Here is a 15637-nt window from a genome sequence, read left to right on the forward strand (position 1 = left end):
ACGATTTCTCTAAAGAGTAAGACAATTAACAACTATATATAGCAAGGGAGATATGTATGATGAAAAAAGGATCAGATGTTGTAAAAAGAGGTATGGCCGAAATGCAAAAGGGTGGCGTTATTATGGACGTAATCAATGCCGAACAAGCAAAAATTGCTGAAGAAGCAGGTGCCGTTGCGGTAATGGCACTTGAAAGGGTACCATCAGATATTCGGGCAGCTGGTGGAGTTGCAAGGATGGCTGATCCAACGATTGTAGAGCAAGTCATGAAGGCTGTATCCATTCCAGTAATGGCAAAAGCGAGAATTGGACATATTGTTGAGGCTCGTGTATTGGAAGCGCTTGGAGTTGACTATATTGACGAAAGTGAAGTCTTAACACCTGCAGACGAAGAATACCATCTCAATAAACGCAATTTTGTGGTGCCATTTGTTTGCGGTGCTCGAAATCTTGGAGAGGCATTAAGGCGGGTTGGTGAAGGGGCATCGATGATTCGAACAAAAGGCGAGCCGGGAACAGGAAATGTTGTTGAAGCTGTTCGCCATATGCGTCTTATTCAGGCACAAATCCGCCAAGTGTCAAATATGAATCACGATGAGTTAATGACAAAAGCGAAAGATTTGCAAGCACCATTTGAACTTCTATTGCAAATTAGGGAAACAGGACGTTTGCCTGTTGTAAATTTTGCTGCAGGCGGAGTTGCTACTCCAGCAGATGCAGCCTTAATGATGGAGATCGGCTCTGATGGTGTATTTGTGGGATCTGGAATATTTAAATCAGCAAATCCAGAAAAGTATGCAAAAGCTATTGTAGAAGCAACAACTCATTACCAAGATTATGACCTTATCGCCAAACTTTCAATGGATCTCGGAACACCGATGAAGGGGATTGAAATATCCAGCATAAAGCCTGAACAGCGTATGCAGGAGCGCGGGTGGTAAACTATAACGAATGGCCGTCAAAAGAATCTACCCTAAGGGGATTTTTATGGCGGTTTTTTCTATGCAAGAAACAGTTTTTATTTAAGTTGATAAATTTGACTAGAATCTTCAAAATTCTTTCATACAAAATGTCAGATGAAAAAACAGAATTCATTTTCGTATAATACAAACAAATAGAAATATTCAAAATATTTAACGAAACCTTAGGAGATCGGAGTGTATAGAAATTATGTCTTTCTCAATAGCGGAATATACAGAGAGAATTCGCAAAACAAAAGAACGGATGATTCAAAAAGGAATCGACGTTTTGCTCATTACAGATCCTGCTAACCTTAATTATCTATCGGGTTATGATGGATGGTCGTTTTATGTACATCAGATGCTGGTCTTAATGATGGATGAAGAGCAGCCAAAGTGGATTGGGCGCGGGCAGGATGCCAACGGAGCAAAAGCAACCACATGGCTCTCGCATGAAAATATCATTTCTTATCCAGATGATTTTGTTCAATCAGATATCAAGCATCCGATGGATTTTGTTGCTGACCGATTAAAAGAATTTGGCAAAGCACATGGCACGATAGGGGTAGAAATGGAAAACTATTATTTTACAGCCAAATGCTATGAGCAGCTAAAGAAAGGACTGCCGAATAGCAGCCTCCAAGATGCTAGTTTGCTAGTCAATTGGGTACGTTTGATAAAGTCGGATACCGAAATTGGGTATATGAAACGGGCTGCAAAGATAGTAGAAAAGGCGATGCAGGCAGGTATTGATTTAATTGAAGCTGGAGTCAGGGAATGTGATGTAGCGGCAAAAATTTTCTACACTCAGATTACTGGAACCGAAGAATTTGGCGGAGATTATCCATCCATTGTTCCATTGCTTCCATCCGGAGAAAAAACTTCTACACCACATTTAACCTGGACAGATGACCGCTATAAAGATGGAGACGCTGTTATTTTAGAAGTGGCAGGCTGCTATAAAAGATATCATTCACCATTGGCAAGGACGGTACAGATTGGGAAACCAAAAGATGAAATGAAAACCCTTTCAGGTGTAGCGGTAGAAGGCATTAATGCCTGTTTGGATATGATTCGTCCAGGCATAGCTTGTGAAGAGATTGAAGAAACATGGAGAAAAACAATTGAAAAAAGTGGATTTGTGAAAGAATCTCGGTTGGGCTACTCAATGGGATGTAATTATCCACCTGATTGGGGCGAGCACACTGTGAGCATAAGAAAAGGCGAAAAAACAATCCTGCAGCCTAATATGACCTTCCATCTCATTCCAGGATTGTGGCTTGACGATTATGGGTTTGAGGTGAGCGAGTCCATTCGGATTACCGAAAACGGTTGTGAAACCTTTGCTAATCTCCCAAGGGATTTGACCTTAAAGGGATATCAGTTTACAAAGTAACTTACCGAGGAGGTGAAAAGACAGGTGCTTATTTTTACAGAACAGGAATTAAAGGAATATGTGCAACTAAATCCTGAGGCAGTGAAGCTAGTCGAAGATGCATTTACGAAGCTATCAAAAAATGAGGCATCGATGCCACCGATTATGAGGGTGGACATTGTGGATCAAAACGGTGAAGTGGATGTAAAAACAGCTTATATCAAGGGAAAAGATATGTTTGCCATCAAAATTTCTTCCGGTTTCTTCAATAATTATCAGCTGGGGCTGCCAACAGGAAATGGAATGATGATATTAATCAGCACGCAAACTGGAGTTCCTGAAGCAATTCTTTTAGACAATGGATACTTAACAGATGTTCGTACTGCTGCTGCAGGTGCGGTTGCGGCTGCCTATCTTTCAAAAAAATCGATTGAAACCGTTGGTATTATCGGTGCAGGAAGCCAGGCAAAATATCAGCTTAGGGCACTAAATATTGTGAGGAAGTTTAATAAAGTCCTCGTATATGCTAGGTCATTGGAAAGGTCCCAAACATTTGCTGAAGAAATGACAGCTGAATTAGGGATAGAAGTGATTGCGGTTGGAAGTGCTGAAGAAGTGGTTAGAAACAGTGACACGGTGATTACGACCACCCCGGCGAAAGAGCCGATTATCAAAGCAGATTGGCTGCATCCAGGTCTTCATATTACAGCGATGGGATCGGATGCAGAGCATAAACAAGAATTAGAGCCAGAAGTATTGGCGAAAGTAGACATCCTGGTCTGTGATACAAAAGCCCAATGTGCTCGTTTAGGAGAGCTCCATCATGCCCTTACAGCTGGTGTACTCACTGAGGAGTCACAGGTTGTTGAATTAGGTGACCTGACATCCTTAAAAGTTGTAGGACGGGTAAATGAAGAACAAATTACCGTTTGTGATTTAACAGGTACGGGTGTACAGGATACAGCCATTGCCCTGTTTGCATATCAAGAAATGATTAAGAGGAATAAAGGGTTAAAAATTGAAAACAACAAAATTTTACAAAAAAATTAAAGAGGAGTGGTTTTAATGACAAACACAAACGCAAAAATGGGAACGAAAGCAGTATGGGCAGGAGAAAAGGATTATTTAGTACATGGAGCAACACAAGTACCAGTCGTGTTAAGTGTAGCTTACGGTTACGACGATATGGATGAATGGTATGATGTAGCAATCGGAAAAAAGAAAGGCCATATTTATGGACGTAATACAAATCCAACTGTTCAGGCTTTTGAAGATAAAATCAAAATTCTTGAAGGAGCAGAAGCAGCAACAAGCTTTTCAACTGGGATGGCAGCAATCAGTAATACACTTTCTACCTTCTTAGTTCCTGGTGACCGTATTGTTTCTATTAAAGATACATATGGCGGAACAAATAAAATCTTTACTGAGTTCTTGCCTCGGCAGGAAATTGAAGTAGCATTATGTGAAACCGGAAATCATGAGCAAATTGAACGTGAAGTAGAAAAAGGCTGCAAAATTTTATACTTAGAAACACCAACAAACCCGACTGTTAAAATTACCGATATCGAACGTATGGCAAAAGCAGGAAAAGCTGCTGGTGCACTCGTCATCGTAGATAATACATTTGCTACACCAATGAATCAAAATCCACTTTCATTAGGTGTTGATTTAGTTATTCATAGTGCAACAAAGTTTTTGGGTGGACACGCAGATGCATTAGGAGGCGTGGTTTGCGGTTCTGAAGAACTAGTAGAAAAGATTTATCACTTCCGTGAAATTAATGGAGCAACAATGGATCCAATGGCTGCGTACCTTATTTTACGCGGGATGAAAACTCTTCACTTACGAGTTCGTCAGCAATGTGAAAATGCAATGAAGCTAGCAAAATATTTGCAGACAAAAGAAATGGTAGAAGCTGTTTATTACCCTGGTCTCGAAACACATCCGCACCATGATATTGCGAAAAAACAAATGAAGGACTTTGGCGGCATGCTTAGCTTTGCGGTTAAGGGCGGTGTTGATACAGTACGTGATCTTCTTCCTAAACTACAGTATGCTAACCGTGCAGCCAACTTAGGTGCAGTAGAAACAACAGTTGGACCAGCTCGTACAACAAGCCATGTGGAATGTACACCAGAAGAACGTGCTGCAGTGGGAATTCCAGAAGGACTTATCCGAATCTCTTGCGGAATTGAAGAAATCGAAGATATCATCGCTGATTTTGAACAAGCATTCAACCATGTGGAAAGTATTTTAAAAGTAAAATAATCTTCCATTCAAATTGCAGGGGGAAATGAACAGATGGCAGACCATTCTAATCATCCTATAGTCATTCAGGCAAATGGATTATCAGATCAACTTATTGAATGGAGACGTAGATTTCATCAGTATCCCGAACTCAGTTTTCAAGAGTTCGGCACCTCTCATTTCGTTGCTGAAGTCCTAAAAAAGATTAAGGGTTTACGTGTTGTAACAGGAATAGGAGTAGAAACAAGTGTAGTCGGGACATTGACTTCGGGAGAAGGACCTGTGATTGCAATCCGGGCCGATATGGATGCACTGCCAATCAAGGAAGAAAATACATTCGACTATAAATCAAAAAATGAAGGGGTTATGCATGCCTGCGGACACGATGCCCATACGGCAATCTTACTTGGGGCAGCCCATCTTTTGGCTCAAAGGTTTGAAAGAGAAGAGCTGAAGGGAACAATCAAATTTATTTTCCAACCAGCAGAAGAGAGTACAGATGAAAAGGGACTTTCAGGTTCGCCATACATGGTTCAAGCTGGTGCGTATGACGGTGTTGATGCTGCCATTGCGCTTCATATGTGCCCATGGCTTCCTGTTGGAGCGGCACAAGTGAATGATGGATACAGTATGGCAAATGTTGATGTATTTACTGCAAAGATATTTGGAACAGGCGGTCATGGTGCATACCCTGAACTTGGGACGGACCCGATTTGGATGCTTGGAATTGTAATGCAGGCCTTGCATGGGATTGTTGCCCGAAAATTACCAGCTCTTGAAGCGGGGGTGATTAGTATTGGTCAGATTCATGCAGGAACCGCTAGCAATATTATTCCAAATGAAGTAGTCATAAACGGGACGATTCGCAGCTATACTCATGAAGCCCGTGATTTATTGAGTTCGGAGTTAATGAAGGCTTTGTCAATAGTGGAACCATTGGGAGGAAGCTATTCGCTTGATGTGGAAAAAGGTGAGCCTGCTTTAAACAATGACGCTCATATTAACAGCTTATTTTTAAAGTCGATTGAAGATTTATATCCGGATTTTGAGATTGTCAAGCGCCCATTTGGTATGGGCGGTGAAGATTTTGGATATGTGACTCAAAAGATACCAAGTGCTTTATTTTTCCTTGGAAGTGGAACACAGGATGGAATCCAAAGGGACTTGCACACCACTATCTATGATCTAGATGAGAGTAGCTTGGTAAAAGGTGCTGCGATTCTTACTCAGACAGCATTGAGTTTTCTGAAAGAAGAATCCCATTCTCCAATTAACATAAAAACGGAGGTTCAGATACATGTCACATAAATTAGCTTTTATCGGATTCGGTGTAGTAGGACAAGGGTTAGCAGAAATTTTGCTGGAGAAAAAAGAAGAATTAAAACGAAAAGAGGATTTTGAGGCCAAAGTTGTTGCTATTTCAGATTTTATCAAAGGTTCCATCTATAATCCAAACGGTCTTGATATAGAAGTAGTTTTAAAGACATTAAAAGAAACAGGGAATTTAGAAAATTATCCGCATAGTCCTGGCTTAATTAAAGGATGGGATAGTTTTAAAACAATTGTTGACACAAACGCTGATACGATAATAGAAGTTTCCTATACGGACGTAAAAACAGGGCAGCCTGCGATTGACCATTGTAAGGCAGCATTTGAAAGCGGGAAAAACGTGGTGATGACAAATAAAGGACCAGTGGCACTTGCCTATAAAGAGCTTTCAGAACTTGCTAAAAAGAAAGGTGTTTCATGGGGCTTTGAAGGTACCGTCATGAGTGGTACTCCATCATTAAGAATGCCACTTGTTACATTAGCAGGAAATGAAATAAAGGAAATACGCGGAATATTGAATGGAACAACCAATTACATTTTAACGAAAATGGAACAGGAAGGCGTTTCCTATGAAGCTGCATTAAAGGAAGCACAGGAGTTTGGGTATGCTGAAGCAGATCCTACTAGTGATGTAGAGGGCTATGATGCAAGATATAAGATTGTTATTCTTGCAAATTATATTATGGGTATTCCCTTAAAGGTAGAAGACGTTTCCTGCAAAGGGATTACCGATATTTCGTTAAAAGACATTGAAATCGCTAAGGCTGAAGGAAAACGGTGGAAGTTACTGGCAAAGGTTAAAAAGGAAAACGGGAATGTGGTTGCCTCAATTGCACCTGAAAAAGTTGACATTACAGATTCTTTGGCGTCTATAGGCGGTGCTTTCAATGCGATTACCTATGAATGTGATTTACTAGGTCCAGTCACATTAAGCGGGGCAGGAGCAGGTAAAACAGAAACAGGATTTTCTCTTTTAATAGACTTGATAAATATCAACCGTGAACGTAAACCGGTGATGGTTTAAGTAAAAAGGGAAGGGTGGGAATTTGATGACGGTTCAAATTAGAGGTCAGAAGATGTTGATCGGTGGAACATGGGTAGGACGTAATGAGATCATTGAAGTTCGAGACCCTCAAGATAATAGTTTAATTGATACTGTACCTGCTGCAAGTAAAGAAGACATGATTCAATGTATTGAGGACGCAAAAGTAGGTGCGAAGATTGCTGCCGCCATGCCTGTGCACGAAAGAATCAGAGTAATCAATGCCGCTGCTGATTATATTGAAGAACATAAAGAAAGATTCGCTTTTATCATAAGTAAAGAAGGCAGCAAAACCATTCGGGAAGCGCTAAAAGAGGCAGCGAGATGTATTCAAACGTTACGCATTAGTGCCGAAGAAGCAAGAAGAATCAATGGTGAAACACTGTCCTTTGACCAAATGCCTGGAAGTGAGAATCGGGTTGGTTATTATTACCGTTTCCCTATTGGCATTATTGCGGCCATTACCCCATTTAATGATCCGTTAAACCTTGTCGCCCACAAAGTAGGACCAGCCATTGCGGCTGGAAATGCGATAATTGTGAAACCTGCAAGTGTAACACCGCTAAGTGCGCTTTTGCTCGCAGAAGCTTTCTCACATGCGGGACTCCCACCTAAAGTGTTATCTGTTATAACAGGACACGGTCGTGAAATTGGAGACACTCTTGTCACACATCCAGCTATTCGAATGATTAGTTTTACAGGAGGCTTGGAAGCGGGAGAAGATATTGTTCGTAAAGCTGGTTTAAAAAAGATAAGTATGGAACTTGGATCGAATTCTCCAGTTATTGTGCTGGAAGATGCAGATATGGAGGAAGCAGTTGACTCATCTGTATCAGGTGCATTTTGGGCAGCAGGTCAAAATTGCCTGGGTGTACAGCGAATTTATGTTCAAGAGAGCATTATGACAGCATTCCAAAAAGCGTTTATTTCCCGTACAGAGCTGTATAGGGTAGGGGATAAACAATCTAACATAACGGATATGGGACCACTGATTAGTGAAAAAGAAGCAATCCGAGTAGAAAAAATGGTGGAGGAAGCAATTGGAAAAGGTGCTCAATTACTCACTGGCGGAGAGCGAAACGGAGCATTTTACTCCCCGACTGTCCTAACAAATGTTCCAGAAAATTGCAAAATTGCAAAGGAAGAAATTTTTGGTCCAGTAGTTCTTCTTTATCCGGTAGCGGATTTGGATGAGGCAATCCAAAAATCAAATAGTGTGGATTATGGTCTGCAGGCCGGTATTTTCACGAAAGACATTGAAAAAGCTCATAGGGCGATTGCCCAATTGGACGTTGGTGGGATCATAATCAATGACAGCAGTGACTATCGGATTGATGCGATGCCATTTGGCGGGGTTAAAAAATCCGGATTAGGCAGAGAGGGGATTAAGTTCGCCATTCAAGAAATGTCCGAACCAAAAGTGGTGTGCTTTAAATTAAATTAGACTATTGGGTTAACAGTCGTAGGAGGGAACTTCGCAATGCCATTTGCAACGTATGAGTATAAAGAGAGAATTCGCAAAACAAAAGAACGTATGCAGCAAAAAGGAATTGATGTTCTGCTAATCACTGATCCGGCTAATATAAATTATCTATCTGGTTACGATGGCTGGTCGTTTTACGTGCATCAGATGTTAGTCGTCATTATTGACGAAGATCAGCCGATGTGGATTGGAAGAGAAATGGATGCCAACGCTGCAAAGGTAACCACATGGCTTTATCGAGATAACATTATTCCTTATCCAGATGATTATATTCATTCCGAAATCAAGCACCCGATGGATTTCGTGGCCGGGATTTTAGAGGAAATTGGTCAGGATAACCGTTCGATAGGTGTGGAAATGGAAAACTATTATTTCACAGCAAAGAGCTATTTGCAGCTAAAAAAAGGATTGCCGAATGCGACTTTTCACGATGCAACCTTATTAGTGAACTGGGTACGGCTAATCAAATCAAATGCTGAAATCGAGTATATGAAACGCGCAGCGGTCATCGCCGAAAAATCGATGAAAGCTGGGATTGAATTAATTCAAGAAGGCGTCAGAGAATGTGATGTTGCGGCCAAAATTTTTCATACGCAAATCACCGGAACAGAGGAATTTGGCGGGGATTATCCGGCAATTGTACCGCTCTTGCCATCAGGTGAAAAAACCTCAACCCCGCATTTAACCTGGACCGATGATCGTTATAAGGACGGAGATGCCGTGATCATCGAATTAGCGGGCTGCTATAAAAGATATCATTCACCTTTAGCACGAACCGTTCAAATTGGGAAGCCAAATGAAAATTTGAAAACTCTTTCAGAGGTGGCGGTAGAGGGCATTAACGCTTGTTTAGAAATGGTAAGACCTGGAATTGTTTGTGAGGAAATTGAAGAAACATGGAGAAAAACTATAGAAAAAAGTGGATTTGTAAAAGAATCACGACTTGGCTACTCCATGGGGTTGAACTATCCGCCTGATTGGGGTGAGCACACGGTAAGCATTAGAAAAGGAGACAAAACCATACTGCAGCCGAATATGACCTTCCATCTGATTCCAGGATTGTGGCTCGACAATTATGGCTTTGAAGTCAGTGAGTCCATCCGAATCACAGAAAACGGTTGTGAAACATTCGCAAAAATGCCAAGAAACCTAGCGTTGAAGGAATTTGTTTAACGTTGTTTAAAATTTAAACGTTTTAAAATAAAAGGGGATGATGCATGAATGAAGAAAGCTACAACTGCTACTGCAATAGGAAATCTAGTCGAATGGTATGAATACGGTATCTATAGTTATACTGCTGCAATTATCGGAGCACAGTTTTTTCCAGAAGAGAGTAGTTCTGTAGCTTTATTATATGGTTTTGCGATATTTGCGATTTCATTCTTCTTTAGGCCGCTTGGAGGTATCATTTTTGGTTCCATTGGGGACCGGCTGGGACGAAAGAAGATATTAGTTGTAACGATTATGATGATGTCATTGGCTACAACAATCATCGGGGTGATACCAAATTATGAGTCGATAGGATTTATTGCTCCACTATTATTAATTATCATGCGGATGATTCAGGGCTTAGCAGCTGGAGGAGAATATACAGGTGCATCTGTATTTATGAATGAGTCAGCACCTAATTCCCGCCGAGGTTTATTTACTAGTTTACTTGAATCAGGTTCATTGCTAGGTTACATTCTTGGTTCTGTGTTTGTAGCGATATTAACTACCACACTAAGTTCCGACCAAATGGCAGCATGGGGATGGAGGATTCCATTTATTTGTTCATTGCCTTTAGCGTTAGTGGGAATGTACGTAAGAACGAAAATCGATGATACTCCAACTTTTATTAAGATGAAGAATGAAAATAATTTGTCAAAGCATCCGCTAAAGGAGATGCTCTCGACTGCAAGGAAACCACTGGCAATTTCATTTTTAGTTGTTGCATTTGCCAATGGTGCCTATTATACATTACTGACTTATCTTCCATCCTATTTTGAAACGCAAGTGGGTTTGTCGACAATGGAATCTCTCATTGTCACAACAAGTGGAATGATTTTAATGATGATTCTATTCCCAATCTTTGGGATGCTAGCCGATCGCTATGGCAGAATAAAGTTCCTGCTTTTGTCGGCTTTACTGGCAATCTTTTCAGCGATTCCAATCATGGCCTTTGTCTCTAGTGGTTCGTCAGCAGGGCCGCTCGTCGGTTTCTTTGCCTTAGGAGTGATTGTAGCGATTTTTATTGGCGTATTTCCATCAACACTTCCTATGTTGTTTCCGAATCGAGTAAGAAACAGTGCCTATGGTATTTCCTATAATGTATCCACGGCGATTTTTGGAGGTGGGGCACCATTTATTATCACATCCTTGCAGACTGCTTCAGGAAATAAACTCATGCCGGCGTTCTATTTAATTGCAACCGCCTTACTGGCAATCGTGGCAATGATCTTTTTGCCAAAATCCATGAAAGCAGCAAATGCAAACCGGAACATTACAGATATAAAAGACGCAATGTAGAAAAATAAAGTCCTTTACTTTAATAAAGTGAAGGACTTTGAATAGCTGATTTGATGGAATTGTCTATGGTACTTCTATATCATTGGGATTTGCAACAGCCGAAAATATATTGTATTTAATGAATAATGGAATGGAATATGCATTAACACGCGCTTTACTGCCTGTGTCAAGCCATGCCTTGTTTGGCGTTATTATGGGGTATTATATGAGCAAAGCGAAGTTTACAAAAGAATCGAAATGGTCTTTGTTCTGGTATCTTTATTGCTCCCAGCCTTCTTACATGATTATTGATGTTCATACAAAAAAGAGTTTCTCTTTTAAAGTTTTTTGTATGAACATCTGTGATTGCATTATCAGAAGTAGTATGGATAATTAAGTTCGGTTTCCTTACTGATTTCTTTAGATGATTTTTTATAGGTTTCAATTGCGCCATGTATACTAAGCATGAGTTCAATCAGTAATAATATGATAACTACCCAAACACCTATCTTTAGGATTGATTCAATTACAAAGGAATCAATAAATATTTGGGTATGGAAAAGGGCTGTAAAAGTGTAAAACATGGCAAAAGTGAACACTCTACTCCATTGAGTTACATCATAAATGAAGATTGCCTCTTTGTACCCATAGTGTTTAATCCGTCTAAAAAGCCTACTGAGTTCCATAGCCTCAACCGCAATGAAAATAATAAAGGCAGCTCTCCATATCCATCGTATGATATCAATGCTAATGATGCCCGTGACTAGACAGGCAATCCCAGAAATAGACAAAGCCCCATGTAAAATACAGTTCGTATTGTTCCAATCCTTTTGGATCGACCAAGAATAATTGAAGTATCTAGAGAAAATAAAGAAAACGCAAACCAGATAAAAACAAAATCCGATGATGAGCAAAGATAGGTTAATGATATCCGGGAATTCATTGAAAACTGTGTTAAGTAAAAGGACAATTGACTGTGTGCTTACAGTAGTCAGCAGAAGAATGCCGTGGACATTTTGATAGGATTTTGTCCGAGAAATTTCTATAAATGCTTTTACGCTTATCCCAATATAAATAAACCAAAGAACAATATTTATGAAAGCAATAATGACCGAAATAAATCCCCAGTGGGAAAATTGTTTATAAAATAGAATGCCGCTTATTGACGTGCCAGCAACCCATGTACCAATACCAAAGCGGTTGATCACATTGGAATAATGAATGACTTTAAATTTTCCATTCAAAGTGGCTATGAAAAAAGATGATATAAAGGCAAACCATAGGGATAGGCTTATAATACATAGAATTTTTCCGAAAAGGTGTTGGAAGAATTGGATGCCAAAGTAGTTTAATAGAACTCCTTGCGTAACAATCCCAATGGCCATAACGATCGCCATGGTAGAAGTTCGAATGTATATTTTTTTATAAGTGAAAAAGATAGTAATACAAACAATGAGGAAGACCAAAATGAATAAATAAACCAATTTTATCACCATTATGTAATAGATATTTATTAGTATATCATCAATTAATTTTGTGGTCTGTACAAATGTTCCGACTTATGGTTTCCACTATAAACAATAAACAGCATTAATGGTATAATCCGTAAATACAAAAAAATAAACTTGAGGTAAAAACATGATGATGTTTAAAAATATCTATTGTATTGGAAGAAATTATGCTTCACATGCAAAGGAATTGAATAATGAGGTACCAACCTCTCCATTCTTATTTTCAAAGCCAACACATGCAGTCGTTGAAGCAAATGGTCAAGAGGTAATCTTACCAGGGGATAGAGGGCCTGTGCACTATGAGACGGAGCTTGTCCTTCATATTGGTCAAGAGTATAAAAAGGGGATTACTGTCGAGGAAATTGTTGATAAAATGGCACTAGGGATTGATTTCACTTTAAGAGATGTACAAAGCCATTTAAAAGAGCAGCGTTATCCATGGTTATTAGCAAAAGGTTTTCCTAATTCAGCTCTACTTACGAAATTTATTGATTTTCCCGGAGAGGCTGCATGTAAAAAAACAAATTTCTCCTTGCTGAAAAATGGGCAGCAGGTTCAAATCGGCAATATCACAAATTTACTTTTTGACCTACAAACAATCGTTGACTTCTCAGCTAAGCATTTTGGATTGGGGAAAGGGGACATATTATTTACAGGAACTCCAGAAGGCGTTGGTCCTGTTTTAGATGGTGACACCCTTTCATTAATATGGGGCGAAGAAATACTCGGGCAAAGTATTGTTAGACTAGTGTGATCACTAGTTCATCGAGTCAATTTCTACGTTATATTTTATCTAGAAAATGTAAAAGCTATAAAAAAGGCTGTTTCTAAAATCGTCAGTAATGGCGACTTTTGAACAGCCTTATTCTATTATTGTTTATGGTTTTTGATTGATTTTTGTGAGAGTAGTGTTACCTGTAATGTATGTATTTCATTAAGAGAGTTGCTTTTGTTATCTGTGTTGATCCATAAGAATCTGATTACCATCTGGATCCTCAATCGTAAAATGTGCTGGTCCTTTAGTTGATTCATCTGCTTCAGTAAGTATTTTTATTCCTCTTTCTTTAAGCTGCTTTTGAATTTCGCGGATGTCCGTAAACGATTCAAGATTTTCAGCATTTTGATTCCATCCAGGATTAAAAGTCAAAATGTTCTTCTCGAACATGCCTTGGAATAGTCCAATGATGCAATTTTCGTTTTTCATAATAAGCCAATTTTGATTAATATCTCCACCAAGGGCTTGAAATCCTAGGTTTTCGTAAAACTCTTTTGATACATGAATGTCCTTTACATTTAAACTAACAGAAAATGCTCCTAGATTCATAATTTTCTCCTCCAAAATATGTAATTTAGATATAAATCCAATTATAAATGAGTTATTCAAGATAAACAATATTTACCAAAGTGAGTAGTGAAGGCGATTTCATACTATTTTTTTAAAAAATTCATAAAAGTTCAAAAAATTGTAATATTTCAGGTGATTTTAACCTTTCTACTTTTTGTATAATAGAAACATAAGAAAGGTGGAGAAATAAATGAGAAAACGTAATATAAGCTTTAAGAAATTAGTAGATGATAATAAGCAGGAATTAAAAAGTGATGTAAAAGCAATGGAGAGAATCGAGGCGAAAATAGATAAAAAACATTCAAAAAGATAAAAATTCTATATATCTTAGTTAACAGAAGAGCAACCCTACTAGAAATGGTTGCTTTTTATTATGATTTTAGGAGAATTATTTAGGTGAAATTGCTATACTTAATATAAAAGACTAGCAGTGGAGATGTGCAGCGTATGAACTTTATTACAAAACTCTTTACGAAGGAAAAAAAATTAAAAGTTGACTTCTGTGAAAAAAATCTAAATCGTTTTTTACCTGATGAGCTTCAAAATGAATACAGTGCATTTTTGGGTAAAAAAAATATCGAATATAAAGAGTACCATTGTCAAAGTAGATGTGAGGAATGCAAAATATCTCCTTATGCGATTGTAAATGGTGAATTTATTGCAGCTGAAAACTCAGCGCAATTATTGGAAAAGCTTAAACATCTAGAAGGTGATAAAAAGTAGTTTACAACTTTTGGGCATGGTGTTATAATGTTTCATGTACTATTTGATGGGCACAATAAATGCGGGTGTAGTTTAGTGGTAAAACCTCAGCCTTCCAAGCTGATGTTGTGAGTTCGATTCTCATCACCCGCTCCAATTCTCTAAATGGGCCTATAGCTCAGCTGGTTAGAGCGCACGCCTGATAAGCGTGAGGTCGATGGTTCGAGTCCATTTAGGCCCACTTACTAAATAATTAATAATACCAAAAACCGAACTTTAAAAAGTTCGGTTTTTTTGCGTTTCTGAGGAAAAGATATGAAAAAGTCATAAAGGGGAGTAGATAGATGCCTGAGCTTCCAGAGATGGAAAATTACCGAAGATTATTAAATCAAAAAATAGCGGGTCAAACCATTACAGAGGTACAAATCAATCGTGAGAAATCTGTTAATGTGAACACTAAGCACTTTATTAATAGTGTCACAAACCAGAAGCTCATGACAGTCAACCGTAGGGGTAAGCATTTATTATTTCAATTAGAGAATGGGCAGGTTCTCCTCTTACATTTAATGCTAGGCGGCTGGATGTATTTTGGGACGGAGGATGACAAACCGGAAAGAACGGTACAGGTTCGATTATCGTTTGGAAATCACCATCTATATTTTATTGGAATGCGACTCGGGTATTTGCATTTATATAGTGAACAGGATGTTCAAAAAGAATTATCTTCATTGGGACCGGAGCCATTGGAGCCCCTGTTCACTTTACAGGCTTTTTTGAAATTACTTGATGAAAGAAGAGGGAAAATAAAAACAAAACTTCTCAATCAGGAGTTTATTGCGGGTATTGGGAATTGTTACTCCGATGAAATTTGTTATCATGCTGGAATTAAGACAAAACGGAGTATAGAAGACATAAGTGAGCCTGAACGAAATCAACTTTACCTATCGATGAAACATGTGCTCCTAGATGCCCTAAAGCATGGTGGATACATGGAAAATCCCTTTTTCCAAAGAGATTGTTTAACAGGGGGGTATAATAATCTTTGTCTTGTATATGACCGAGAAGGAGAGGTTTGCAAAAGATGTGGTGGCACGATTATTAAAGAAATGATTTCTTCTCGTAAAACCTTTTTCTGTTCCAATTGTCAAAAATAGTAA

15 protein-coding genes, 2 tRNA genes and 1 pseudogene are annotated in these 15637 nt (G+C 38.9%); 16 read left to right on the forward strand and 2 right to left on the reverse strand.

Features of this window, described 5'->3' with window-relative positions:
• Positions 1 to 59 precede the first annotated feature (59 nt).
• The 10 genes and pseudogenes from pdxS to M3189_RS22840 all read left to right on the forward strand — a co-directional run.
• Positions 60 to 941, forward strand: coding sequence for a pyridoxal 5'-phosphate synthase lyase subunit PdxS (gene pdxS / locus M3189_RS22795; protein ID WP_435368119.1), 882 nt, complete (start codon positions 60 to 62; stop codon positions 939 to 941).
• 229 nt (positions 942 to 1170) lie between these two features.
• A complete protein-coding gene (locus tag M3189_RS22800; RefSeq protein WP_251638317.1) occupies positions 1171 to 2355 on the forward strand; it encodes a M24 family metallopeptidase in 1185 nt (394 codons plus the stop codon).
• Positions 2356 to 2379: 24 nt separating this feature from the next.
• Entirely contained in the window at positions 2380 to 3384 is a 1005-nt protein-coding gene (locus M3189_RS22805) for a cyclodeaminase (RefSeq protein WP_251638319.1), read from the forward strand.
• Between the two features lie 15 nt (positions 3385 to 3399).
• Positions 3400 to 4602 (forward strand): cystathionine gamma-synthase family protein, encoded by a 1203-nt coding sequence (locus M3189_RS22810; RefSeq protein ID WP_251638320.1) that lies wholly within the window; start codon positions 3400 to 3402, stop codon positions 4600 to 4602.
• A gap of 33 nt (positions 4603 to 4635) precedes the next feature.
• A complete protein-coding gene (locus M3189_RS22815) occupies positions 4636 to 5889 on the forward strand; it encodes a M20 metallopeptidase family protein (RefSeq protein ID WP_251638322.1) in 1254 nt (417 codons plus the stop codon).
• Entirely contained in the window at positions 5879 to 6934 is a 1056-nt protein-coding gene (locus M3189_RS22820) for a homoserine dehydrogenase (protein WP_251638323.1), read from the forward strand. The genes M3189_RS22815 and M3189_RS22820 overlap by 11 nt, the downstream gene beginning before the upstream one ends.
• 25 nt (positions 6935 to 6959) lie before the next feature.
• Complete coding sequence (locus tag M3189_RS22825; protein WP_251638325.1) at positions 6960 to 8396, forward strand: aldehyde dehydrogenase family protein; 1437 nt, start codon at positions 6960 to 6962, stop codon at positions 8394 to 8396.
• Between the two features lie 36 nt (positions 8397 to 8432).
• Complete coding sequence (locus M3189_RS22830; protein ID WP_251638327.1) at positions 8433 to 9608, forward strand: M24 family metallopeptidase; 1176 nt, start codon at positions 8433 to 8435, stop codon at positions 9606 to 9608.
• A gap of 48 nt (positions 9609 to 9656) precedes the next feature.
• Positions 9657 to 10943, forward strand: coding sequence for an MFS transporter (locus M3189_RS22835; RefSeq protein ID WP_251638329.1), 1287 nt, complete (start codon positions 9657 to 9659; stop codon positions 10941 to 10943).
• 49 nt (positions 10944 to 10992) lie between these two features.
• Positions 10993 to 11211 (forward strand): annotated as a pseudogene (locus tag M3189_RS22840) (PrsW family glutamic-type intramembrane protease); the annotation flags it as partial.
• Between the two features lie 85 nt (positions 11212 to 11296).
• On the opposite strand, the gene M3189_RS22845 reads toward M3189_RS22840, so the two are convergent.
• A complete protein-coding gene (locus M3189_RS22845) occupies positions 11297 to 12319 on the reverse strand; it encodes a hypothetical protein (RefSeq protein ID WP_251638331.1) in 1023 nt (340 codons plus the stop codon).
• Between the two features lie 241 nt (positions 12320 to 12560).
• Here M3189_RS22845 and M3189_RS22850 point away from each other — a divergent pair, with 241 nt between their 5' ends.
• Complete coding sequence (locus tag M3189_RS22850) at positions 12561 to 13187, forward strand: fumarylacetoacetate hydrolase family protein (RefSeq protein WP_251638340.1); 627 nt, start codon at positions 12561 to 12563, stop codon at positions 13185 to 13187.
• Between the two features lie 198 nt (positions 13188 to 13385).
• On the opposite strand, the gene M3189_RS22855 is transcribed toward M3189_RS22850, so the two are convergent.
• A complete protein-coding gene (locus M3189_RS22855; protein ID WP_251638342.1) occupies positions 13386 to 13757 on the reverse strand; it encodes a VOC family protein in 372 nt (123 codons plus the stop codon).
• A gap of 211 nt (positions 13758 to 13968) precedes the next feature.
• Between M3189_RS22855 and M3189_RS22860 the strand changes: the two genes are divergently transcribed.
• From M3189_RS22860 to mutM, 5 genes are all read left to right on the forward strand, one after another.
• Positions 13969 to 14091 (forward strand): FbpB family small basic protein, encoded by a 123-nt coding sequence (locus M3189_RS22860; RefSeq protein WP_251638344.1) that lies wholly within the window; start codon positions 13969 to 13971, stop codon positions 14089 to 14091.
• 134 nt (positions 14092 to 14225) lie between these two features.
• Positions 14226 to 14501, forward strand: a complete 276-nt coding sequence (locus M3189_RS22865; protein ID WP_251638346.1) for a DUF1450 domain-containing protein — start codon at positions 14226 to 14228, stop codon at positions 14499 to 14501.
• 61 nt (positions 14502 to 14562) lie between these two features.
• A tRNA-Gly gene (locus M3189_RS22870) sits at positions 14563 to 14636 on the forward strand.
• A gap of 11 nt (positions 14637 to 14647) precedes the next feature.
• Positions 14648 to 14721 (forward strand) — tRNA-Ile (locus M3189_RS22875).
• A 103-nt stretch (positions 14722 to 14824) separates the two neighbouring features.
• Complete coding sequence (gene mutM, locus M3189_RS22880; protein WP_251638355.1) at positions 14825 to 15634, forward strand: bifunctional DNA-formamidopyrimidine glycosylase/DNA-(apurinic or apyrimidinic site) lyase; 810 nt, start codon at positions 14825 to 14827, stop codon at positions 15632 to 15634.
• Positions 15635 to 15637: the final 3 nt, after the last annotated feature.

This window comes from Neobacillus niacini (assembly GCF_023715415.1).
Lineage (GTDB): Bacteria > Bacillota > Bacilli > Bacillales > Cytobacillaceae > Neobacillus > Neobacillus niacini_C.